Origin of the sequence: Oceanicaulis sp. HTCC2633, assembly GCF_000152745.1 — a bacterium.
In the GTDB taxonomy this organism is placed as follows: domain Bacteria; phylum Pseudomonadota; class Alphaproteobacteria; order Caulobacterales; family Maricaulaceae; genus Oceanicaulis.
On the sequence record NZ_CH672428.1, the window covers coordinates 3,133,054 to 3,150,015 of the forward strand.

Below are 16,962 nucleotides of genomic sequence, written 5' to 3' on the forward strand. Positions count from 1 at the left end.
TTCCAGTCATTTCGCGTCTTCCTGCCGGGTGATCCGTCGGGCGATCCAGATCATGGGCGGCAGGGCGACCAGCGTGATCAATAACGCAGGCAGGGCGGCTTCGCCCAATCTTTCATCAGAGGCGTAATTGTTCGCGATCACCGCCAACGTGTCATAGTTGAACGGGCGCAGGATCATGGTGGCCGGCAATTCCTTGAGCACCTCGACGAACACCAGAAGCGCCGCCAGAAGCGAACCCGACATCACCATGGGGCGGTGCACCCGCCAGGCGGTCTCGCCCGGCCCGGCGCCCAGCGTGCGGGCGGCCATGTCGAGCGTGGGGGTGACGCGTTGCAAGGCGCTTTCGGACGGGCCGATGGCCGCCGCGGCGAAGCGCGACTGATAGGCGAAGATCAGCGCCAGAACGCCGCCTGACAGCAAGAGCGGGAACTGAACGCCCGTCAGGCGGGTCCACGCGTCATCAAGACCCGATTGCAGCCCGCCCAGGAGCACCAGCACGCCAAGAGCCGCGACGGACCCCGGCACAGCGTATCCCAGGCCGGCGAGGCGGGCGGCGGCGACAGCGACAGGTTTCTTGCTGCGCAGCGCATAGGCGCAAAACAGACCGATCGCGGCGGCGGCGAGGCCGGACAGGATGGCGAGGGTTAGCGAATGGCTGGCGGCTTGAAACAGGTCACGCGCCATGGGGGCGTGAAAAGCCAGATAGGTCAGTCGGCCCAGCGGGATCACAAGACCGATCAGCACCGGGCTGAGACAGAAAAGGGCGGCGACAGCGCCGCGCACCGGATCGAGATCGACCCGCCGCGGCGGGCGGCGGCGACCGGACGCGCTGGTCTGGCGGGCGCGCTGACGCTGGCTGCGCTCCAGCGCGAACAGGACGAAGGCGATCATGACAAGGATCAGGGCGAGACGCGCCGCATCGGCGATGGCGCCTTCGCCCGCCCAGGCGCGGATCAGACCCACGGACAATGTGGGCGCCCCCAGATGCACCACGGCGCCGTAATCGGCGAGACTTTCCATCACCACCAGCGCCAGCCCGGCGGCGATCGCAGGGCGAGCCATGGGAATGGCGGCGCGCAGGAAAGCGCTGCGCGGCCTGGCGCCCAGCGTGCGAGCGGCTTCATAGGCGTCCGCGGACTGACCCGCGAAGGCCTCGCGCGCGAGCAGATAGACATAGGGATAAAGCGCAAAGCCGAAGATCAGCCCGGCCCCGATGGGCCCGCGGACGGTGGGCAGGAGATCGGCGGGGCCGCCCGGCTGGGTCAGGTCGTACCAGCCATAGGCGGAGGCGTAGGCGGGCGCGGCCAGCGGCAGGGCCAGCAGCCATTCAAAGACCGAGCGGGCGAAGAAGCGGTAGCGCGCCACGAGCCAGGCCAGAGGCACGCCGATCAGCCCGGCGCTGACCGCCGCCACGCCCGTCACCATTGCCGTATGGCCCAGATAGGCGGGCAGGCGGGTGCGGGCGATATGGGCCATGTAATCGGTCCAGGGCCCGAAAACGCCAAGCGCCGCAACCGCCAGGAGCGGTGCGGCGCAGATCAGAGCGGCGACGAGAGCGGGCCTGACCGGATTGAACTGGGCGCGTCCTGCGATCACGGCCAGCCGACGCGGTCGAAGATGCGCTGGGCTTCGCCCGCATTGGCGCCGAGCTCGTCCACATTGACGTCATCGGACGAGAAATCGCCAAACGCATCCAGCACGTCATTGTCATAGGCGGCGGACGGGATGACCGGATACTCGTTGGTGAGCTCGGCGAAGATGCGCTGGGAGTCGTCGCTCAGCAGGAACTCCAGGAATTCGATGGCGTTCTCGCGGTTCGGCGCATTGGCGGCGAGACCGGCGCCGGAGACGTTCACATGCGCGCCGCCATCTCCGAGATCGGCGAAGATCACGCCGATCTCCTCGCCGATTTCATGATCGCCCGGATTTTCAGAGCGCATGAAGCGGGCGAGATAATAATGGTTGATGATGGCGACATCGCATTCGCGCGCGGCGACGGCGCGGATCTGGTCGGTGTCGCCGCCCTGGGGCGGACGCGCCATGTTCTCGACAATGCCCCGGGCCCAGGCTTCCGCCGCCTCGGCGCCGTCCTGGGCGACCATCGCGGCCAGCAGGGACTGGTTGTACACATTATTGGACGAACGCACGCAGATCCGGCCCCGCCATTGCGGATCGGTCAGATCCTCGAAGCTGCTGATCTCGGACGGGTCCACGCGATCCTTGGCGTAGGCGATGACGCGCACGCGCTTGGAGAAACCGAACCAGTCGCCATCAGGCTGGCGCAGATTGGCGGGAACATTCGCCAGTACGCCTTCGAGCTCGGGCGCCGGCTGGAACAGGCCCGCCTCGTCCGCGCGCCAAAGACGGCCGGCGTCCACGGTGATCACCACATCGGCCTGGGAGCGATCGCCATCCGCACGCACGCGCTCGATCAGAAGGTCGCCCGGCGCCTCGATGACATTGACCTCGATCCCGGTGTGTTCGGTGAAGGCTTCATAAAGCGCATCATCTGACGCGTAATGACGCGCCGTATAGACATTGACCACGCCTTCGCCAGACGACGATCCGGACGGGTTGCACGCGCTCAGCGCGCTGAAGCTGACCAGTCCAACCAGAAGACTCTTGCAGGCGGTGGCGAATGTCATGGCGTGTCCTTTTGCTGCAGACGGACGATATAGGCGTCCATCCGGTCCGGGGGAGGTACTCACTGCCATTTCTGAGAACGTCTCGCAAGTGCGACGGCCAGCCGCACGGAATTTTGTTGGGCATTGACGCCCTGAGGGCCGGGTTCTAATCAAGGCTCCGGCTGCAGACGCCCGCCGCCCGAGCGACGCGACCCGCGTCCGGTGAAGTCTGCCTTCTGTCGCACCACGCTGCTTTCTTTCGCCGTCTCGCGAAATGGCAATTCGGGCCCCATTTGAAATGTGAGACCGGGCTTGAGGAGTATTGCTCGTGTCGACGGATCACCCGCACGCCGCCTTTCTGACAGGCGGCCTTCCATCCCTTTATGTGAAAACAGCTTTGCCGATCATCATCCTGATGGTGATGAGCGGTCTTCTGAACGTGACCGACGCCTGGTTTCTGGGCGTCTTCTCCGGTGAACAGGCGCTGGCGGCCGTCACAGTCAGCTTTCCCATTTTCATGTTGCTCAGCGCCCTGGGCATGCTGGTGGCGTCCGGCATGTCTAGTCTTCTGGCCCGCGCCCTGGGGCAGGGAGATCGGTCCGGGGCGGAAAGCGTCTTCGCCTCCGCTCATGCCCTGTCTCTGGCGATCAGCCTGGTGCTGGTCCTGCTCTACGTCCTCCTGGGCGGCCCGGTCCTGACCCGGTTGTCACTGGGGGATGAAGCGCTCGCTGCTGAGGCTGCGCGCTATATCGGCGTTCTGATCTGGGGGGCGCCGATCGCGCTGATCCTGTCGGTTCAGGCGGATGGTCTGCGCAATGAGGGGCAGGCCGGTTTCATGGCGCTGGCCGGTCTGGGCGTGACGCTCGCCAATATCGCTTTCAACGCCGTGTTGATCATCGCCCTCCAGATGGGCGCGGCGGGCGCCGCCATCGGGACCGTGCTGGCGCAGGGCGTGTCCGTGGTCATCATCCTGGCCTGGCGTGTGCGGCATCCGCTCTTGATGTCAGCCTCGTTCAGCGGCTGGTTCCGGACCCGAAAGGGCTGGGCGCACATTCTGGCGCTCGGGGCGCCGCCCGCCCTGGGCCTGTTCGGCGTGGCGCTTGGATCCCTGACGGTGCTCAGCGTGCTGCAGCTGAGCAAGGCCGAGGACTATCAGGGTATTGTCGCGGCCTATGGCGTGGCGACACGGGTGATGACCTTCGCCATCCTTCCCGTGATCGGTTTGTCCCAGGCCCTTCAGACCGTTACCGGGATCAATCATGGCGCCGGGCTGACAGGTCGGGTGCGCGACTCGCTGCGTTTCGCGCTTCTGACCGCGCTTTGCTATGGCGTCGTGGTGGAAGGGAGCGTGCTGCTGTTCGCGCCCCAGATCGGCGGCTTCTTTGTGAGCGGGGAGGCCTTGGCGCCGCAGATCGCTTTCATCCTGCGTCGCCTGATGGCCCTGTTTGCGCTGGGCGCGCCCCTGTTCTTGCTGGGCCTGTACTTTCAGGCTCAGGGTGACGCCGTACGGGCGGCGATCCTGGGGCTGGCCAAGCCGTACCTGCTGTTCATTCCGCTTGTGATCGGACTGGGGCTTGGCCTTGGATCCGACGCCATCTGGTGGGCGTCTCCGCTCGCGGATATCGGCGTTCTGGCGTTGGCGATCATCGTGTTCGCAAGCCGGCGCGCCGTCCCGGCGCGGGGCTGAGCCGGACAGCAAAAACCCCGGCTCGATCGAGCCGGGGTTCGCGCCTCTTCAGGCATACTGGTGGGCGATACAAGGATCGAACTTGTGACCCCTTCGGTGTGAACGAAGTGCTCTACCGCTGAGCTAATCGCCCTCAAGAGGCGCGGGTTTTATGCCGACGACCGGGGACGGTCAAGCGGTCCGGAGCCATGAAACGCAGATCGGTTGCAGCACAGGCATCGCTAAGTTACGAATTTTCCTCGGTTGCATAATTTTTTTTCGAAAAAATGGCCCGTCATACTTTCGTCAAGAACAAATATCACTTATAGACCCGCGTCTCGCCGCCGGGCTGTTTCGGTCTGCGGCTAAGAATTCCAAATGATAACGAACCCTACGCACGCGAGCTGCTGCGCGTGTTTGAAGGAGGTTTCTCCCCATGGCCACCAATGACTTCTGCACCCGTGAAGGCGCGCTCCGTCTGAAAGAACGCATCGAGGCGTACTGGAAAGAGCGCGGCTACGACGTGAACATCGAACTGACCGAAGCCGGCTTCATGCCCGCCATGCGTTCGGCCCGCACCGACGTGCGCTCGAACATGGTCAACGGCATGCCGCGCCCGGCGAATGATCGCTCTTCCGATCGTCGCAGCGCCTAAGCGCCTTTCCGTGTGTCGATGAGCTCGGCGAGCAAGCCGGGCAAAGCGCCATACGCTTCAAAAAGCCGGTCCGCACCCAGAGTGCGGGCCGGCTTTTCGCTATAACCGCCCAGAAAGATCACAGATCCTGCGCCTGCCGCTTTCGCCGCCAGCGCATCGGGTTCGGAATCGCCCACCAGGACGCAGGCGTGATCAATCGGATCGCCCCCAACCGCGACCAGAAGATGCGCCGGGTCCGGCTTCTTCGCCGGGGCGTCCTCAGGGCCAATGACCCGCTCGAATCGATCACGCATGTTCAGAGCATCCAGTAGCGGAATCGCCAGCTGGGTCGGCTTGTTGGTGCAGACCGACAGGCGCGCGCCGGCCTCGGCCAGCGAATCGAGCATCGCTTCGACACCCTCGAACGGGCGTGAATGGCGGGCGATGTCCGCGCCATAGGCCTCCAGGAACACGGTGAGTCGCTCGGTCACGAGGTCGGCGTCCGGCGCCGGGCGGCCTTCGCGTTCGAATGCGCGTTCGATCAGCGCCCTTGCGCCGCGGCCGACCATGGCGCGCACATCCTCCAGCGGCACGGGCTCAAAGCCCAGAGGAACCACCGCTTCATTCAATGCGCGCACCAGGTCAGGGGCGGTATCCACCAGCGTGCCGTCGAGATCAAAGGCGATGCGCGCGCCGGACAGAGAAGTGAGCATGGGCCCTCACATTGGGTTTCAAAGACGTCAGCGTTTGTGACGCGCCTGCGTGGTCGCGTCCCGGGTCTTGATAGGCTATAGCGCTGAAGCATCAAAAGCGCCTGAGATTCCTCACCTCACGGGCCTGACGTTTTCTGGGAGCCTGGCTCATGTCCTCACGTCCCCGCGCCGCCGTCATTCTCGCCGCCGGTCATGGCAAACGCATGAAATCGGACCTCGCCAAGCCGCTGCACCCCATTGGCGGTCGCTCCATGCTCGACTGGTCCCTGGCGCTGGCGGATGCGGTGCAGGCCGAGCGCAAGGTCGTGGTCTGGGGCGCCCATGCGCCCGAGGTGAAGGACAAGGCGGAAGCCGCGGGCGCGTTGACAGCCTTGCAGGACCCGCCCCAGGGCACCGGCCACGCCGTGCAGCAGGCGCAGGACGCGCTCAAGGATTTCGACGGCGACGTGATCGTGCTCTATGCCGACACGCCGCTGATTACGGCTGAAACCGTGGAACAGGTCTTCGCGGCGCTCGACGCAGGCGCCGCCGTCTCCGTGCTGGGCTTTGAACCGAGAGAGCCGGGCGGCTATGGCCGTCTGATCGAGAACGCCTCAGGCGGGCTCGACGCGATCGTTGAGGCCAAGGACGCCAGCCCCGAGCAATTGATGGTGGGGCTGTGCAATTCCGGCGTCCTCGCCATGCCGTCCGGGCTGATGTTCGAGCTTCTGGGCGAGGTGACGAACGAGAATGCCAGCGGCGAATACTATCTGACCGACCTTGTGGGGCTGGCGCGCGGTCGCGACCTGCCGGCAAAGGCGGTGAAGGCCAGTGCAGACGAGGTGCTGGGCGTCAATTCCCGCGTCGATCTCGCCGCCGCCGAACATGCCTTCCAGCAACGCGCGCGACATCAGGCCATGGTGGACGGAGTGACGCTGATCGCGCCCGAAACCGTCTATTTCAGCCATGACACCATGATCGAGAATGACGTGGTGGTCGAACCCCATGTGGTGTTCGGACCGGGTGTTGTGATCCGCACCGGCGCCCGCATTCGCGCCCATTCCCATCTGGAAGGCGCTGACGTGGCTGGCGGCTGCGAGGTCGGCCCCTATGCCCGCTTGCGCCCCGGTGCGGTGCTGAAGACCGGCGCCAAGGTGGGCAATTTCGTGGAAGTGAAAAAAGCGGTGATGGGGGAGGGCGCGAAAGCGAACCACCTTTCCTATATCGGGGACGCGACGGTGGGCGCGAACGCCAATATCGGAGCGGGAACCATCACCTGCAATTATGACGGCTTTCTCAAATACCAGACGGTGATCGGCGAGGGCGCCTTCATCGGCTCGAATTCCGCGCTGGTGGCCCCCGTCACCATTGGCGACGGCGCAATGACCGGATCGGGCAGCGTGATCACCGAGAACGTGCCCGCAGATGCTCTGGCCGTGTCACGCGCCAAGCAGACGAACAAGGACGGCTGGGCGGCGCGGTTCCGCCGGGCCATGTCCGCCAAGAAGAACAAGACGACGAAGGGATAGCCATGACCGAACTGCTGGATCGCCTCAAGGACAAGGCGCTGTATCAGACCCAGTCCTTCATTAACGGCGCCTGGGTTGCGGGCAAGCCCTGGATCGAGGTGACGAGCCCCACCAATCGCGCCGTGCTGGCGCAGATGACGGATGTGGGCGCAAAGGGCGCCGAGGACGCCATTGACGCCGCCGCCGAGGCCTTCAAGACGTGGAAGAACACGCCGGTCTTCGAACGCGCCCAGCTGGTGAAGAAATGGCATGACTTGATCCTCGAGCATGCCGACGATCTGGGTCATCTCATCACCGCTGAAATGGGCAAGCCTTTCCCCGAAGCGCGGGGCGAGGTCGTCTATGGCGCGGGCTTTGTCGAGTGGTCGGCGGAAGAAGCCAAGCGCATCCATGGCGAGACCATCCAGACCCCGTTCCCTGGCTCGCGCGGCTGGACAATCCATCAGCCGATCGGGGTCGTCGCCTGCATCACGCCGTGGAACTTCCCCTCCGCCATGATCACCCGCAAATGCGCCCCGGCGCTGGCGGCGGGCTGCACCGTGGTGGTGAAACCGGCGCCGGAAACCCCGCTATCGGCGCTGGCTCTGGCGGAGCTGGCCAAGCGCGCGGGCTTCCCCGATGGCGTCTTCAACGTCATCACCGGCGATGCGCCGGCCATTGGCGATGTCTTCACCCAGTCCGACAAGGTGCGCATGGTGGGCTTCACTGGCTCCACGCCTGTGGGCAAGCTGCTGATGAAGCAGGCCTCGAGCACCGTGAAGCGCGTGGCGCTGGAGCTGGGGGGCAATGCGCCCTTCCTGATCATGGATGATGCGGACATCGAGAAAGCGGCGGACGGCGTGATCGCGTCGAAATTCCGCGCCTCGGGCCAGACTTGCGTGTCGGCCAACCGGATCATCGCCCACGCCCCCATCGCCGACAAGCTGATCGCCGCGCTCAAGGAGCGCATTGCGGCGATCAAGGTGGGCGATGGTCTGACCGAAGGCGTCACCGTGGGCCCGCTGATCCATGACGAGGCGGTCTCACGCGTCGACAAGCTCGTTCAGAATGCCCGCGAACGCGGCGCGACCATCCATACAGGCGGCAAGTCCCTGGCCGATGAACTGGGCGGGTCCTTCTACGCCCCGACCCTGATCGAGGGCGGCACGGATTTCGAGCTGGAGCTCGCGTGCTTTGAAATCTTCGGCCCGGTTTGCGCGGTCTATCGCGTGGAGACCGAAGCGGAGATGATCGAGCTCGCGAATTCCACACCCTATGGGCTCGCCGCCTATGTCTACACGCGCGATGTGGGCCGGGTGCACCGCATCTCCGAAGCGCTTGATTTCGGCATGATCGGGGTCAACGCCCCGATGGTCGGCTCGCCCGCCACCCCGTTCGGCGGCGTCAAGGAATCCGGCATTGGCCGTGAAGGCGGCAAATGGGGCGTCGAGGAATTCACCGAACTCAAATTCGTGCTTCTGGCGGGAGTGGATCAATGAGCGCAGTCGAGCAGAAGACACGCGCCGCCGAGGCGGCTCTGGAGTTCGTCGAGGACGGCATGACGCTGGGCCTGGGCTCGGGCTCCACGGCGGACATCTTTGTCCGTCTTCTGGGCGCGGCGCTCGAAAGCGGATCGCTGAAGAACGTCAAGGGCGTGCCCACTTCGGAGAATACCGCCAGGGTCGCGCGGGAAGCCGGCGTACCGCTTCTGGAAGTGGATCAGGCCGACAAGATCGACGTCACCATTGATGGCGCCGACGAGGTCGATGGCCGTTTCCGGCTGATCAAGGGCGGAGGCGGTTGCCTGCTGCGAGAGAAGATCATCGCCCACGCGTCTGACCTCATGGTCGTGGTGGTCGATGAAACCAAGCTGGTGGAAACCCTGGGCGCCTTCGCCCTGCCGGTCGAGGTGGATCCGTTCGGTTTCACCATCACCGCCAAGAAGGTCTATGACGCGCTCACTGCCTCTGGCGTGGTGCGCCCGGACGTGAAGCTGCGCTGCCGCGGCGACGGCAATGATCCCTATCTGACCGATGGCGGCAATTACATTCTCGATTGCGCCTGCACCGCGCTTGAAGACCCCGAGCAGGTCGCTGCGCGCCTGAACGCCATCCCCGGCGTGGTCGAACATGGCCTTTTCATCAACCTCGCCCGCGCCGTGATCGTCGGCGAGGAAGACGGCGCGCGGGTGCTGGAGCTTTAGGGGGCTATTCCTCCCAGCGCGTCACTCGCGGGTCCTTGCGGGGGCGTTCCTGGGCCGGGACTTGCGGCGTGCCGACATAGATGAAACCCGCCACGCGTTCTCCGGGTTGCAGGCCGAGGGCGCTCTTCATGCGCTTGTCAAAGGCGTACCATTCGGTCAGCCATTGCGCGCCAAAGCCCAGGGCCGCCGCCGCGATCAGAAGATTCTGGCACACGGCGCCGGCGGACAGGATCTGCTCCCATTCAGGCACCTTGTGAGTCTCGTCCGTATCGGAAACCACGGCGATCACCACGGGCGCGCGCAGAAAGCGTGAGCGTTCCAGTTCAAAGCGTTCCGCCGGCGCATCCGGTTCGATGTCGCGGAAGCGCGCTTCCAGACGTTCCCCGAACTTCGCCCGCGCCTCGCCCTCGAACACGATGAAGCGCCAGGGAAACAGCTTGCCGTGATCCGGTGTGCGGGCGCCGATCCTGAGCAGCGTGTCGAGCTGTTCGGCGCTCGGGCCGGGCTCACCCATATCCTTGGCCAGGGTCGAGCGCCGCTGCGCCAGAAGCGCCAGGGTCTCGGGGCTGGCGCCGGACAGGGTGATCGAATCGCCGGGATGGGGGAAGGTTGGTGCGGTGAAGGAGGCCATGATCTGCCTTTGGATTCGAAGCGGTGTTTTGACCGTATGCGTGAAACGTCGCTATACGTTGTAGGTTAGCATGTCGCGATCAAGTCAGGACCTGTCAGACGCAGGCCAGGCGACAGATCCGGGGAAGTTGGGGAAGTGACCATCACCGCAGTCAGTGAAGACGCGCTCAGCCCGGCGGAACGCCGCCGTCGCAAAGTGCGCGATGCGATCATCCACGCCGCCGAAGAGATCTTCACCGAGGAAGGCGAAGCCGGTCTGTCCATGCGTCGCATCGCCGAGCGCATCGATTACTCCCCGGCCGCGCTCTACAAGTATTTTGATTCCAAGGAAGCCTTGTTCCGCGAGATCCGCGAGAGCTTCTTAGAACGCCTGCATGACCGGATGAAGGCGGTCACCGATAACATCAAGGATGGCCCCTTGCTCTGCACGCCCTGCATGAGGGCCTATGTCGAGACCGGACTTGAGCAGCCGGGACATTACAAGCTGGCATTCTCGGCCTTTCCTGACGAAAAGGATCCCGAGGAAGAAACCTATGCATTCGCCGCCGCGGGTCACCTTCACCAGATGATCCAGTTCAGCATGGATGAAGGCTGGTTTCGCAAAATGGATATCGAGCTTGCGGCGAAGTCTGTCTGGGCGGCGTCACACGGCCTGACCTTGCTGGCCGTCACCATTCCCAATTTCCCGTGCGGCCTGCCTGGGTTGAGCCTGGACCCTGAAGCGTTCAGGGATCCCGATGAAGCGGAAGTCCGCTCAGAGCTGGACCGGCTTATCGCCTTTCATTCCGAGGCGGTGCTTCGAGGGCTCGGGACACGCAAATTGCTCTCCCGTCTCGATGAGGGCGAGACCTTCTGAGCAAGGCCTGATTTGTCAGGCGATTAGACTGCGTGGATTGTGAACACTGTTCACTTTTCAAACTGCGTTTTGTGTTATATTCTCAGTCAGCTCCAGACGAGAAAAGGACATCCCATGCCTTCCTTTCAGCGTTCGCGTGGGACGTTCGCGCTCAGCGTCGCCGCCTGTGCGGTCATGCTGGTGGTGATTGTCATCAGCGTCAGCACATTCAGAAGCGCCAGCGCAAATACGCAGACCCAGCAGGTTGCAACGGCCACACCCGTGCCGGTGATGTCGGTTCTCTATACCGAGGCGGCCGAGGCGGAGTCACGATTTCCGGCCCTGATCACAGCCCGGCGCGAGAGTGCGCTCGGCTTTCCGCAAGGCGGCCAGATCAGACATTTGAATGTGGATGTCGGAGATCCGGTCGAAGAGGGCCAGATACTGGCCTCGCTGGATACCCGCGCACTCGAGGCGCAACGCCAGGCGGCGCAAGCGGATGTCGCTGCAGCCCGTGCCGAGGCCCGTCTCGCCAGCGTGACCCTGGACCGGCAAAGGCGGCTCGTGGCGCAAGGTCATGTGTCCGAACAGGTTCTTGATGAAGTGTCCGCCCGCGCCGAAGCGGCCGCTGCGCGTATCGAAGCGGCAAGCGCCGTTGAAGCCGCCCTGTCGGTTCAGATCGAGTTGTCCGCCCTCACGGCGCCGTATGCCGGGATCGTGACGGCGCGGCATTTTGATGACGGAGCCTCGGTGGGGGCTGGCGTGCCGGTCCTGACGCTTGTCGAGGCGGGGGTGCTTGAGGTGCGGGCCGGTCTGCCGGCGCATGACGCGGCCCGTCTGAATGCGGGCGCGGCGTATCGGGTCGAGTTGGCGACCGGCGAAACGATCCTGGTCAGATTGCGCGCAGCCACGGGGGTGATCGATGCTCGCGACCGCAGCATCAGTGTGGTTTTTGACATGCCGGAAGAGGGCGCAGACGCCCCGCAGGCTCAACCGCCCGGCTTTGTTCCTGCCCTTACCCAGCTTTGAAAGAGCGCGGCTTCCTGGGCCCCCTGTCGCCCGCTCTCCAGCGAAGAGGCGCTGGGGCTTTTGGTCCATATACGCCCCTGGTTCCCTGACGGCGAGGCCTTCATCCTTGAGCCGCGTCCTGTCGAAATCCTGCACACTGAGCGTGACCGGGTTTATCTGCGCGGCGCTGTGCAAACCGACGAGATGATCCTGGCGGGCGGCGTGCACCGCGTTGCGCCAAGTCAACAGGTCCGTCCGGCGCGTGGGGACTGATCGATGGCCACGCTGTTCTTTCGCTATCCGCGCCTGACGCTTCTGGCGCTGTTCCTGTCGGTTGTGTCCGGCCTGGCTGCGCTGGGCGTCCTGGGCCGTCAGGAGGACCCATCGCTCACAGAGCGCTTCGGTGTTGTGGTCGCCAGCTTTCCGGGGGCGGACGCCGAGCGGATGGAAGCGTTGATCGTCGAGCCGATCGAGGCTGCGCTGATGGAGCTCGTGGAGCTGGATGAGGTGGATTCCACCATACGCGCCAATGTGGCGCTGATCGGCGTCAATATCCGCGAAGACTTGAGCCCGGCCATGGTCGAGCAGGCCTGGACCAAGGTGCGCGACCAGGTCTCTTCGGTTGAAGTCCTGTTGCCGGACGGCGTTCTGCCGGTGCGCGTGGAGCGCCAGTATATGGGCGCGGCCACTCTGGTGGTCTCCCTGCGATGGCCCGAGGGCTCTGAAGCCGGGCAGGGGGCCTTGTCCCGACTGGCCGAGGATCTGGAAGACAGAATCCGCAGCGTTCCGGGGACGGATGAGACCCAGATTTTCGGCGCGCCGGAGGAAGAGGTGCGCGTCACGCTGGACCCGGAAGCTGTTTCAGCGCTGGGCCTGGGCCCTGTCGAAGTGGCCGGCCTCCTGTCCCGATCGGACGCCAAGCTGCCGGCCGGTCGTCTGGCGGGTGAGACGCTTGATATCAATATCGAGGTTGATGGCGCCTTTGACTCGCTGGACCGGATCCGGGACGTCCCGGTGGCGCAAAGTCCAAGCGGCTTCGTGCGCATTGACGACATCGCGCGGGTCGAGCGAACGGTGCGTGAGCCTGCAGCCAGCGAAGCCTATATCGACAATCGCCGCACCATCCTGGTGGCGGGCTATCTGCAGCCTGAATTGCAGGTGGATGCGTGGGATGCGCGCGCCCAGCGGGTCGTGCGTGACTTCAGGGCGGCCAATCCTGCCGTCGAGGTCGAGATCGTCATGGCCCAGGCGGACTATGTCGTCGACCGCCTGGCCGGACTGGCGCAGAATCTGGGCTTTTCCGCCCTGATCGTCTTCGCCGTCCTGTTCCTGGTCATGGGCTGGCGCAGCGCCCTGATCGTGGGGTCGGCCCTGCCGCTGACCATTTTGCTCGTGATGGTCCTGATCAATGTCTATGGCGAGCCGCTGCACCAGATGTCCGTGACCGGGCTGGTCGTTGCGCTCGGCCTTCTGATCGATAACGCGATCGTGGTGGTCGATGACTACAGGCTGCTCAGGTCGAGAGGTCTGGAGCGGCTGCAGGCCGTCGACAAGGCGGCGAAGACCCTGTTCGGGCCGCTGCTGGCCTCGACTCTGACGACGATTTTTGCCTTTGGCCCGATCGCCCTGATGCCCGGCACGGCCGGGGAATTCATCTCCATGATCGGCATTTCGGTGATCTTCGCGGTCAGCGCGAGCTTCATTCTGGCCTTCACGGTCATCCTCGCCATGGCAGCCTGGTTTGACGATGGCCGCGCCGGGGAGCGCGACGCCCCGTTCTGGCGCGACGGCCTGCGCGTTCCGGTCCTGGCGAAGCTCTATCGCAGGCTTCTGGATGCTGTGATCGCACAGCCCCTGCTGGGCTTGGCGCTCGGGGTGCTGGTTCCGGTCGCGGGGTTTGCGGCGGCTTCGACCCTGCCGGGACAGTTCTTTCCGCCAACAGAAAGGGACATGTTCCAGGTGCGTCTCACCCTGCCGCCGTCATCGCCCCTGGATGTCACTCGCGCTGAAATTCAGCGCGCGACGGACATGATCACCGCGCATGACGGTGTTGAAACGGTCGTCTGGGTGCTCGGGGAAACCAGCCCGCGCGTCTACTACAATATGTTTGGCGCTGATGAAGGGCGTCCCAATTTCGCGCAAGGATTTGTCCGTGCGACCGATTCCGCCGCCAGTCGACGCATCGTCCAGGCCGTCCAGGCTGAAGCCATCGAGCAGTTCCCGTCCGCCCAGTTTCTGGCGCTGCCTTTCGAGCAGGGCCCGCCGGCCCCCGCGCCCATAGAGATCAGCGTGATCGGACCGGATCTTGAAGTGCTCGACAGGTTGGGCGAGGAGATCCGTCGCATTCTGGGCGGCACGCCAGGGGTCACCTACACCCAGGCCGAGCTGGCCCTGGGCGAGCCGATCGTGCGCCTGGATGTGGATGAGGTCTCAGCCGGCCTTGCAGGCTTGCGGCTTTCAGATATCGCCGGTCGTTTGCGCGCCGGCATGGACGGCGTGCAGGGCGGGTCGGTTCTCGAAGGCGTGGAAGAATTGCCGGTCCGGGTTGTGGCTCCTGACAATCGCCGGGACTCGCCGGACTCCATCAGCGGAGCGCCCCTGCCGGCAGGGGCTGGCGCATCGCCGCTCGGCGTGGGGACATTCGCTCAGGTCAGGCTGGCGCCGGAAACATCCATCATCACGCGCGTGGACGCTGAGCGGGTCAACGCCATTTATGGCTATCTGTCGCCCTATGTCCTGCCGGCCACGACGCTGGCCGCCTTCCAGGACCGTTTCGAGGCGGAAAACCTGATCCTGCCGCCCGGCTATCGTCTGGAGATCGGGGGGGAAGCTGAAAACCAGGGTGAGGCGATGGCGAACCTCATGTCCACCGCCGCTCCCTTGCTGATCCTGATGGTGGCTGCGGTGGTTCTGGCGTTCAACTCGTTCCGCTATGCCGGGGTGATCTTCGTCATCGGCTTCCTGTCGGTCGGTCTGGCTCTGTTCGGGGTCTGGATGTTCGGCACGCCCCTGGGGTTCAACGCGATTGTCGGCGCGCTCGGACTGGTGGGGCTTGCGATCAACGGTTCGATTGTCGTGCTCAGTGCGCTCAAGGCCAGTGCGGCAGCCCAGTCCGGGGATGCTGCGGCCATCCGGGATACGGTGATGGATGCGACGCGACATATACTGGCGACGACGCTGACCACGATTGGCGGGTTCGCGCCCCTTCTGATCGAGGGCGACCCCTTCTGGCTCCCCTTTGCTTCCGCTGTGGCCGGCGGCGTTGCAGGTTCGGCGATCCTGGCGTTGATTTTCGCTCCGGCGGCATTCGTGCTGCTGATACGTTCCAACCCGCAGGGCGCCCCGTCGGACGCCTCCGAGCCGGAGCCTGTTTTGTGACCCAGTTGCGCCGGGGCCCCTGGACGATCCTGTCAGAGCGTCTGGGCTATGAGAATCCCTGGATGCGCGTGCGCGAGTTCGACGTCCTGCGTCCGGACGGCCAGCCGGGCCTTTACGGCGTCATGGAGCCCCGGCAAGCGGCGATCGGCGTGCTGCCGGTCTTTGACAATGGCGATACGGTGCTGGTCGGCCAGCATCGCTTCGCCCTGGATGCCTGGTCCTGGGAATTGCCCGAGGGAGGCGGTCCCGAAGGCGTTGCGCCGCTTGAAAGCGCCAAACGCGAGCTTGAGGAAGAGACAGGCCTGAGAGCCGCCCATTGGCGCCCGCTGTCAGAGTTTGACGTCTCCAACTCCATCACCAGCGAGCGCGCCTACAGTTTCATCGCCTGGGGCCTCAGTGAGGGGACGCCGGAGCGGGAAGGGACGGAAGCGGACATGCAGATGCGGCGTCTGCCCTTGCGCGAGGCGCTGGAGATGGCCATTTCAGGTAAAATTCGGGACGGGTTTTCCATGATCATGCTGATGGCTGCGGTTGAACAAGCGCGTCGTGGCGCTCTTGACCCCGGACTGTCCCGGTCCATCCTGTCCGGGCTTGATGAAGCCTGAGACGCCTCCGATCTGCGACCATCACAGGAGTCACCGATGACCCTCGCGCAAACCCAGGTCTTCGATGAAACGCCGCCGCTTGCGGGATCCGTCTGGAACCGCCTGCGTCTGGACGCCGCCTCCGCGGCGGCCGAAGAGCCCATGCTGGCGAGCTTCCTGAACGCGGCCATCCTGCGTCATGACGGTCTGACCGAGGCGTTCGCGCACCGTGTGGCCGCCAAGATGAGCGATTCCCAGCTCGACGCCCTGCAGGTCCATGATGTCGCCAAGGCGGCGCTGGAATCCGATCGCGATCTCGTCGAACAGGCCGCCGCCGACATGCTGGCGGTGGATGAGCGGGATCCGGCCTGCCGCTCCTTGCTGCAGCCCTTCCTCTATTTCAAGGGCTTCCACGCCCTGCTGTGCTACCGGATCGCCCACCGTCTGTGGCGCGATGGCCGCGACAGTCTGGCGTTCCACATGCAGAGCCGGATGTCCGAACGCTTTGGCGTCGACATTCACCCTGCCGCCCAGCTGGGCCGGGGCATCATGATCGACCACGCCACCTCCGTGGTGATAGGCGAGACCGCGGTCGTGGGGGACAATGTCTCCATCCTGCATGAGGTGACCCTGGGCGGCACGGGCGCGGATGGCGGGGACCGTCATCCCAAGATCGGTAACGGCGTGCTGATCGGCGCGGGCGCGAAAGTGCTGGGCAATATCACCGTCGGGGCCGAGGCGCGGATCGCGGCAGGCTCTGTGGTGCTGGCCGATGTGCCGTCGCGGTGCACGGTGGCCGGTGTGCCGGCCAAGCCCGTCGGCGGGCGGTGCGCCGAACCTTCCCGCACCATGGATCAGACCTTCGCCTCCAATGGCGAGGACAGCTAGGTCTGCGCCCTTTGTGTTGCCCTGCGCAGGAAGAACGCTAGGGTGCGCCTGACTCGTTGATCCATCCCGAAAAGAGGTACAGCCGTGGCCGCTCCCGTTTTCACTGCCGCTGAAGCGAAAAAAGTCGAAACCTTCCTGCGCAGCAAACTGAATCCGAAGCTGGCCGTGCGTCTGCGTCAGCGCGCCGATGAATGCGCGGAGATCTACATCGACTCAGAGCTTCTGGGCGTGGTGTCGAAAAACGTCGAGGAAGGCGAAGTCTCCTACTCCTTCGAGATCGTCATCCTCGACATCGACCTTGAAGGCATCTGA

General features: G+C 64.7%; 16 protein-coding genes and 1 tRNA gene. 12 read left to right on the top strand and 5 right to left on the bottom strand.

The features are described 5' to 3' along the window. Positions 1 to 6: 6 nt before the first annotated feature. A complete protein-coding gene (locus OA2633_RS14850) occupies positions 7 to 1,596 on the bottom strand; it encodes an iron ABC transporter permease (protein ID WP_009803403.1) in 1,590 nt (529 codons plus the stop codon). After that, on the bottom strand, positions 1,593 to 2,645 hold the full coding sequence (locus OA2633_RS14855) for a Fe(3+) ABC transporter substrate-binding protein (protein WP_009803404.1): 1,053 nt from the start codon (positions 2,643 to 2,645) through the stop codon (positions 1,593 to 1,595). The genes OA2633_RS14850 and OA2633_RS14855 overlap by 4 nt, the downstream gene beginning before the upstream one ends. A gap of 307 nt (positions 2,646 to 2,952) precedes the next feature. Here OA2633_RS14855 and OA2633_RS14860 point away from each other — a divergent pair, with 307 nt between their 5' ends. Beyond that, entirely contained in the window at positions 2,953 to 4,311 is a 1,359-nt protein-coding gene (locus OA2633_RS14860) for an MATE family efflux transporter (RefSeq protein WP_009803405.1), read from the top strand. A gap of 58 nt (positions 4,312 to 4,369) precedes the next feature. Here OA2633_RS14860 and OA2633_RS14865 read toward each other — a convergent pair. Further along, positions 4,370 to 4,444 (bottom strand) — tRNA-Val (locus OA2633_RS14865). 282 nt (positions 4,445 to 4,726) lie between these two features. Between OA2633_RS14865 and OA2633_RS14870 the strand changes: the two genes are divergently transcribed. Further along, positions 4,727 to 4,945 (top strand): phosphoglycolate phosphatase, encoded by a 219-nt coding sequence (locus OA2633_RS14870; protein ID WP_009803406.1) that lies wholly within the window; start codon positions 4,727 to 4,729, stop codon positions 4,943 to 4,945. Here OA2633_RS14870 and OA2633_RS14875 read toward each other — a convergent pair. After that, positions 4,942 to 5,637 (bottom strand): HAD hydrolase-like protein, encoded by a 696-nt coding sequence (locus tag OA2633_RS14875; RefSeq protein WP_009803407.1) that lies wholly within the window; start codon positions 5,635 to 5,637, stop codon positions 4,942 to 4,944. The genes OA2633_RS14870 and OA2633_RS14875 overlap by 4 nt on opposite strands. 149 nt (positions 5,638 to 5,786) lie before the next feature. Between OA2633_RS14875 and glmU the strand changes: the two genes are divergently transcribed. Genes glmU through rpiA form a run of 3 tightly spaced genes read left to right on the top strand, consistent with a single transcriptional unit; the run spans position 5,787 to position 9,327 of the window. Then, the gene (gene glmU, locus OA2633_RS14880; RefSeq protein WP_009803408.1) at positions 5,787 to 7,145 is read left to right on the top strand and encodes a bifunctional UDP-N-acetylglucosamine diphosphorylase/glucosamine-1-phosphate N-acetyltransferase GlmU; all 1,359 of its coding nucleotides are present in this window, start codon (positions 5,787 to 5,789) and stop codon (positions 7,143 to 7,145) included. 2 nt (positions 7,146 to 7,147) lie between these two features. After that, positions 7,148 to 8,623, top strand: a complete 1,476-nt coding sequence (locus OA2633_RS14885; RefSeq protein WP_009803409.1) for an NAD-dependent succinate-semialdehyde dehydrogenase — start codon at positions 7,148 to 7,150, stop codon at positions 8,621 to 8,623. Next, positions 8,620 to 9,327 carry a ribose-5-phosphate isomerase RpiA gene (rpiA, locus tag OA2633_RS14890; protein ID WP_009803410.1) on the top strand — a complete coding sequence of 236 codons (708 nt, stop codon included), beginning with the start codon at positions 8,620 to 8,622 and terminating at the stop codon, positions 9,325 to 9,327. Before OA2633_RS14885 ends, rpiA begins: the two co-directional genes overlap by 4 nt. A gap of 4 nt (positions 9,328 to 9,331) precedes the next feature. Here the strand turns inward: rpiA and OA2633_RS14895 are convergent, their stop codons facing one another. Next, complete coding sequence (locus OA2633_RS14895) at positions 9,332 to 9,958, bottom strand: nitroreductase (protein WP_009803411.1); 627 nt, start codon at positions 9,956 to 9,958, stop codon at positions 9,332 to 9,334. A gap of 135 nt (positions 9,959 to 10,093) precedes the next feature. Between OA2633_RS14895 and OA2633_RS14900 the strand changes: the two genes are divergently transcribed. The 7 genes from OA2633_RS14900 to OA2633_RS14930 all read left to right on the top strand — a co-directional run bounded on the left by OA2633_RS14900 (position 10,094) and on the right by OA2633_RS14930 (position 16,962). After that, positions 10,094 to 10,813, top strand: coding sequence for a TetR/AcrR family transcriptional regulator (locus OA2633_RS14900; protein WP_009803412.1), 720 nt, complete (start codon positions 10,094 to 10,096; stop codon positions 10,811 to 10,813). 114 nt (positions 10,814 to 10,927) lie between these two features. Further along, on the top strand, positions 10,928 to 11,821 hold the full coding sequence (locus OA2633_RS14905) for an efflux RND transporter periplasmic adaptor subunit (protein ID WP_009803413.1): 894 nt from the start codon (positions 10,928 to 10,930) through the stop codon (positions 11,819 to 11,821). Between the two features lie 60 nt (positions 11,822 to 11,881). Beyond that, positions 11,882 to 12,073: a hypothetical protein gene (locus tag OA2633_RS14910; RefSeq protein WP_009803414.1), complete on the top strand. Its 192-nt coding sequence runs from the start codon at positions 11,882 to 11,884 to the stop codon at positions 12,071 to 12,073. Between the two features lie 3 nt (positions 12,074 to 12,076). Continuing rightward, complete coding sequence (locus OA2633_RS14915; RefSeq protein ID WP_009803415.1) at positions 12,077 to 15,178, top strand: efflux RND transporter permease subunit; 3,102 nt, start codon at positions 12,077 to 12,079, stop codon at positions 15,176 to 15,178. Then, a complete protein-coding gene (locus OA2633_RS14920; RefSeq protein WP_009803416.1) occupies positions 15,175 to 15,783 on the top strand; it encodes an NUDIX hydrolase in 609 nt (202 codons plus the stop codon). Before OA2633_RS14915 ends, OA2633_RS14920 begins: the two co-directional genes overlap by 4 nt. Positions 15,784 to 15,819: 36 nt before the next feature. After that, a complete protein-coding gene (gene cysE / locus OA2633_RS14925) occupies positions 15,820 to 16,650 on the top strand; it encodes a serine O-acetyltransferase (protein ID WP_009803417.1) in 831 nt (276 codons plus the stop codon). An 84-nt stretch (positions 16,651 to 16,734) separates the two neighbouring features. Beyond that, positions 16,735 to 16,962: a DUF3126 family protein gene (locus tag OA2633_RS14930; RefSeq protein ID WP_009803418.1), complete on the top strand. Its 228-nt coding sequence runs from the start codon at positions 16,735 to 16,737 to the stop codon at positions 16,960 to 16,962.

Coding starts and splice junctions, on each gene's coding strand:
- glmU (WP_009803408.1), top strand. CDS start 5,787: ATGTCCTCACGTCCCCGCGCCGCCGTCATTCTCGCCGCCGGTCATGGC.
- cysE (WP_009803417.1), top strand. CDS start 15,820: ATGACCCTCGCGCAAACCCAGGTCTTCGATGAAACGCCGCCGCTTGCG.
- rpiA (WP_009803410.1), top strand. CDS start 8,620: ATGAGCGCAGTCGAGCAGAAGACACGCGCCGCCGAGGCGGCTCTGGAG.
- OA2633_RS14915 (WP_009803415.1), top strand. CDS start 12,077: ATGGCCACGCTGTTCTTTCGCTATCCGCGCCTGACGCTTCTGGCGCTG.
- OA2633_RS14875 (WP_009803407.1), bottom strand. CDS start 5,637: ATGCTCACTTCTCTGTCCGGCGCGCGCATCGCCTTTGATCTCGACGGC.
- OA2633_RS14895 (WP_009803411.1), bottom strand. CDS start 9,958: ATGGCCTCCTTCACCGCACCAACCTTCCCCCATCCCGGCGATTCGATC.
- OA2633_RS14855 (WP_009803404.1), bottom strand. CDS start 2,645: ATGACATTCGCCACCGCCTGCAAGAGTCTTCTGGTTGGACTGGTCAGC.
- OA2633_RS14905 (WP_009803413.1), top strand. CDS start 10,928: ATGCCTTCCTTTCAGCGTTCGCGTGGGACGTTCGCGCTCAGCGTCGCC.
- OA2633_RS14885 (WP_009803409.1), top strand. CDS start 7,148: ATGACCGAACTGCTGGATCGCCTCAAGGACAAGGCGCTGTATCAGACC.
- OA2633_RS14870 (WP_009803406.1), top strand. CDS start 4,727: ATGGCCACCAATGACTTCTGCACCCGTGAAGGCGCGCTCCGTCTGAAA.